Origin of the sequence: Ottowia sp. (assembly GCF_035444425.1) — a bacterium.
GTDB lineage: Bacteria > Pseudomonadota > Gammaproteobacteria > Burkholderiales > Burkholderiaceae_C > Ottowia.
Genome location: NZ_DAOMOQ010000081.1, coordinates 1 through 3,994, shown reverse-complemented (window position 1 = coordinate 3,994; position 3,994 = coordinate 1). Strand labels below are relative to the sequence as shown.

Sequence of the window (3,994 nt, the reverse complement as noted above, 5' to 3'; positions counted from 1 at the left end):
GTTCTTGCCGCCGACGGCGATGGTGAGCTTGGGCTTCTCGATGCCCTGAGCCAGGGTGAAGGCGGGCAGGGCGGCAACGGCCAAGCTGCCGGCGATGAGATGACGTCTTTGCATTTCGCGGTCTCCGTTGGATGATCCACCCGCTTGCGCGTCGGCGCACCGGTTGGCACCGAACATGATACTGGGTATGGCTATCCGCCCTGCACGGGATTACCCGAGCGCCTGCGTGCCCGGATAGGTCTTGAGCGCGTGCTGGCTTGCCGGCGGCATGCTGTAATCGACGCCAGTGATTTGCCTGCCGCTTGCGACATCGCGCGAGCGCTGCGTGAAGCCCCCATCCGGCGCTTGTTGGAGTGTGAACCGGGGGGGGGACGGGGTCGCGAGCGCGAATCCGGGTCAACCAGAAAGTACTGAAAGGTCTGCAAACTGCTGAACAACAGCAACACCTCAACCGAGCCGAGCCGTTGGCGCCTGTCCGTGGCCCCGATGATCGACTGGACTGACAAGCACTGTCGCTACTTCCACCGGCTGCTCACCAGCGGGACGCGGCTCTACACCGAGATGGTCACCACCGGCGCCTTGCTGCACGGCGACGAGCGGCGGCATCTGCGCCACGACCAGCTTGAGCACCCGGTCGCGCTGCAGCTGGGCGGCAGTGAGCCGGCCGATCTGGCGCGCTGCGCGCAGATCGGTGCGCGCTGGGGCTACGACGAGATCAACCTCAACTGCGGCTGCCCGAGCGAACGCGTGCAGCGCGGCGCCTTCGGTGCCTGCCTGATGGCCGAGCCGCGGCTGGTGGCCGATGGGGTGAAGGCGATGCTGGACGCGGTCGATGTCCCGGTGACCGTGAAGCACCGCATCGGCATCGACCGCGAGGAGAGCTACGGCTTCGTGCGCGACTTCGTCGGCATGGTCAGCGACGCCGGTTGCCGCGTGTTCATCGTGCACGCGCGCAACGCCTGGCTGAAGGGGTTGAGCCCGAAGGAGAACCGCGAGATCCCGCCGCTGCGCTACGAGCTGGTCTACCAACTCAAGCGCGACTTCCCGCAGCTCACCATCGTGCTCAACGGCGGCGTCACCAGCGACGAGCAGATCGAGCAGCACCTGCGCCAGGTCGATGGCGTGATGCTGGGGCGCGAGGCCTATCACCGGCCCTGGATGATGACGGCCTGGGATGCGCGCTTCCTCGGCGGCGCGCCGTGCGCGCTGACGCCCGACGAGGTCGAGCAGCGCATGGTGGACTACATGCGACGCGAGGCGGTGGAAGACGGCACGCCCTGGTCGGCGATCGCGCGCCACATGCTTGGCCTGCACCACGGCCGGCGCGGCGCCCGCCTGTGGCGCCAGGTCTGGAGCGACCACAAGCTCAAGCACCTGCCGCCGGAGCAGGTCCATGCGCTGGCCCGGGCGCATCTGGGCGCGGTGGTGCCGGAGCCGCTGGCGATCTGATGGCGCCTGGCGGCGGTGGGCTGGAGAGCGGGCCGGCGAGCCGTCAGCGCAGGGCTCTCAGCGCCAGGCCGGCCGCCGCCACTGCTGCACCATGCGCGGCCACAGCATGTTCAGGGCCAGGCCGCCGATCACCAGCAGCGCGGCGATGATCTTCCAGCCCGGCAGCGGCTCGGCCAGCCACCAGGCCGAGGCGCTCATGCCGAACACCGGCACCAGCAGCGCCAGCGGCGTCACGCTGGCCGCCGGGTAGCGCGCCAGCAGCCAGGCCCAGACGCCGTAGCCGAACAACGTGTTGCCGACCGACTGCCACAGCACGGCGGCCCAGGTGAGCCAGCCGGCCTGCTGCAGGCCCTGGCGCACCGCCGGCCAGCCTTCCAGCCACAGCGACAGCACGACCAGCGGCGGGATGGCGAAGACGCTGCTCCACACCATGTAGGCCAGTGCATCGACGCGGCCGGCGGCGCGGCTCACCATGTTGCCAGCGGCCCAGGCCAGCGCCGCCAGCAGGATCAGTATCAGCCCCAGCGGCGTGATGGCGGCGCCTTCGGTGACCGCGTGCCAGCCGATCAGCGCGATGCCCGCCAGCGCGATGCCCATGGCCAGCCACTGAAAGGCTCGCACGCGCTCGCCCGCCAGCACCACTGCCATGCCGACGGTGAAGAACACCTGGGTCTGGATCACCAGCGACGCCAGGCCGGGCGAGATGTAGTGCGTCATGGCGACGAACAGCAGGCCGAACTGGCCGGCGCCGATCAGCACGCCGTAGGCGGCGATATTGCCCCAGCCCGCCGCCGGCCGCCGGACGAACAGCAGCGCCGGAAAGGCCGCCAGCGCGAAGCGTGACACCGCCAGCGCCAGCGGCGGCAGCTCGATCAGCGCGTACTTGATCACGACGAAATTGATGCCCCAGATCGCCACCACCAGCAGGCCGAGCAGCAGGTAGCGCCAGGGCAGCGCCGCCGACATCGGTGGCTGGGTGAGCGGCGGCATGGTTCAGAACGGGTGAGGGCGGATGCTCAAGGACACGATGGTGGCGGCGCCATGGCCGCTGTCACGCCGCTTGAAGTGCTGGGGGTGCGGCGGGAGCGCCGATCATAGGGCCGGGCGGACACCGTGCTGGGCGACTGGCGGTGCTGGTCTGGTGCGGCGTCCCGCCGCGCGCGCCCTCCAGATCGTGCAGATCGTGCTCAGGCCGGTGCCGCGCCGCGCATTCCGGCGGGCCGCGCTTCCAGCCAGCGCGTCGCCAGCCAGCCGGCGGCCAGGCTCAGCAGCCAGGTCAGCACCAGCCCGGCGACATGGGCAGCAGGTGTGCTGGGCGCGGCCCACATCACCACCGTGCTGACCGCCAGGCTCACCGGGTAGTGCAGCAGGAACACCGCATAGGAGATGCGCGCCAGCCATTGCATCAAGGCATCCAGGCGAGAGCGCGCCAGTTCTGCGCCCCAGGGTTGCCACAGCAGCAGCACGGCGACCAGGCCGGCCAGCGCCAGGCGGCTGCGCCATTCAAGCAGCAGCGCCAGCAGCACCAGCGATGCCAGCAGCGCCGTGGTGCCGGCGCGCTGGCCGCTGCGCGCGCCCCAGGCCGCCAGCACGCCGAGGCCGTAGGCGCCGAAGAAGTAGGGCGCCCACATGTCGCCGTCGTCTTCCAGGTTGAACCACGCGACCGAGGCCAGCTTGGTGCCCACCAGCAGCAGCACGGCGATCGCCGCTGGCGTGGTGCCGGTCTGCGCGCGCCGCGTGCTGCCGTGCGCCAGCGCCGCCAGCGCCGCGAGCAGGCCGAACAGCTGCAGGTCGATGGCGACGTACCAGATGCCGGCGCTCAGCGCGGGCTGATCTACGATGTCCTGCAGCATCAGCAGGTGCGCCAGCAGCTGCGGCCAGGTCGGTGCCGCCGGTGTGTCGGGGTCGCTCATCCCGCTGCGGGCGAAGGCGGCCGCCAGCACGGCGGCCAGCAAGGCCAGCAGCAGCATCGGCAGCAGGCGCCGATAGCGCGCCAGCGTGCGCGCCGGCCAGTCGTGCAGCGTCAGGCGCGCGCTGCCGGGTGTCGGCCACAGGCTGCGCGCGGCCAGGTAGCCGCCGATCACCAGAAACACCTGTACCGCCAGGCGCGCGTCCTGCTGCAGGAAATCAGCCAGATCCGGCCAGGCCACGTCGGCGGCGGGCGCCAGCGGGCCGTAGATCAGCAGGTGGTGCCAGACGATGAGTTGCGAGGCCAGCGCCTTGCCCCAGCTCACCCATACCTGCGTGGCGTCGTGGTTGTTGTTCAAGACCGTTCTGGATCAAGGAGCGCAAGCGGTGGCCGCAGCGGCAGGATCACGCCGAAATGCCAGGCTTCGACACCGCCATCGTGCTGCTTGCCGGCGTCCATGGACAGCCGCAATTCAGCCGTTGCAACCGGTCCGGATTTTATTCGCTCCGACAGTTTGCTGGGTCCGTGGGAGCGCTGGGCGCCGAGCGCTGCAAGGCATGTCGAGCGCGCTACCGGCTAGGTGTAGTTTCTCAACACATTGTTCCCTTCAAAGCCGAGGCGCGTGATGGGAGGCAG

At 70.0% G+C, this 3,994-nt stretch carries 3 protein-coding genes; 1 reads left to right on the top strand and 2 read right to left on the bottom strand.

Annotated features, from left to right (window positions below; all coding sequences use genetic code 11):
• The first annotated feature begins 429 nt into the window (after positions 1–429).
• The gene (gene dusA, locus PK606_RS15915; RefSeq protein ID WP_324565343.1) at positions 430–1,449 is read left to right on the top strand and encodes a tRNA dihydrouridine(20/20a) synthase DusA; all 1,020 of its coding nucleotides are present in this window, start codon (positions 430–432) and stop codon (positions 1,447–1,449) included.
• 57 nt (positions 1,450–1,506) lie between these two features.
• Here the strand turns inward: dusA and PK606_RS15910 are convergent, their stop codons facing one another.
• Positions 1,507–2,403: an EamA family transporter gene (locus tag PK606_RS15910; protein WP_324565342.1), complete on the bottom strand. Its 897-nt coding sequence runs from the start codon at positions 2,401–2,403 to the stop codon at positions 1,507–1,509.
• A 233-nt stretch (positions 2,404–2,636) separates the two neighbouring features.
• A complete protein-coding gene (locus tag PK606_RS15905) occupies positions 2,637–3,716 on the bottom strand; it encodes an acyltransferase family protein (protein WP_324565340.1) in 1,080 nt (359 codons plus the stop codon).
• Positions 3,717–3,994 lie beyond the last annotated feature (278 nt).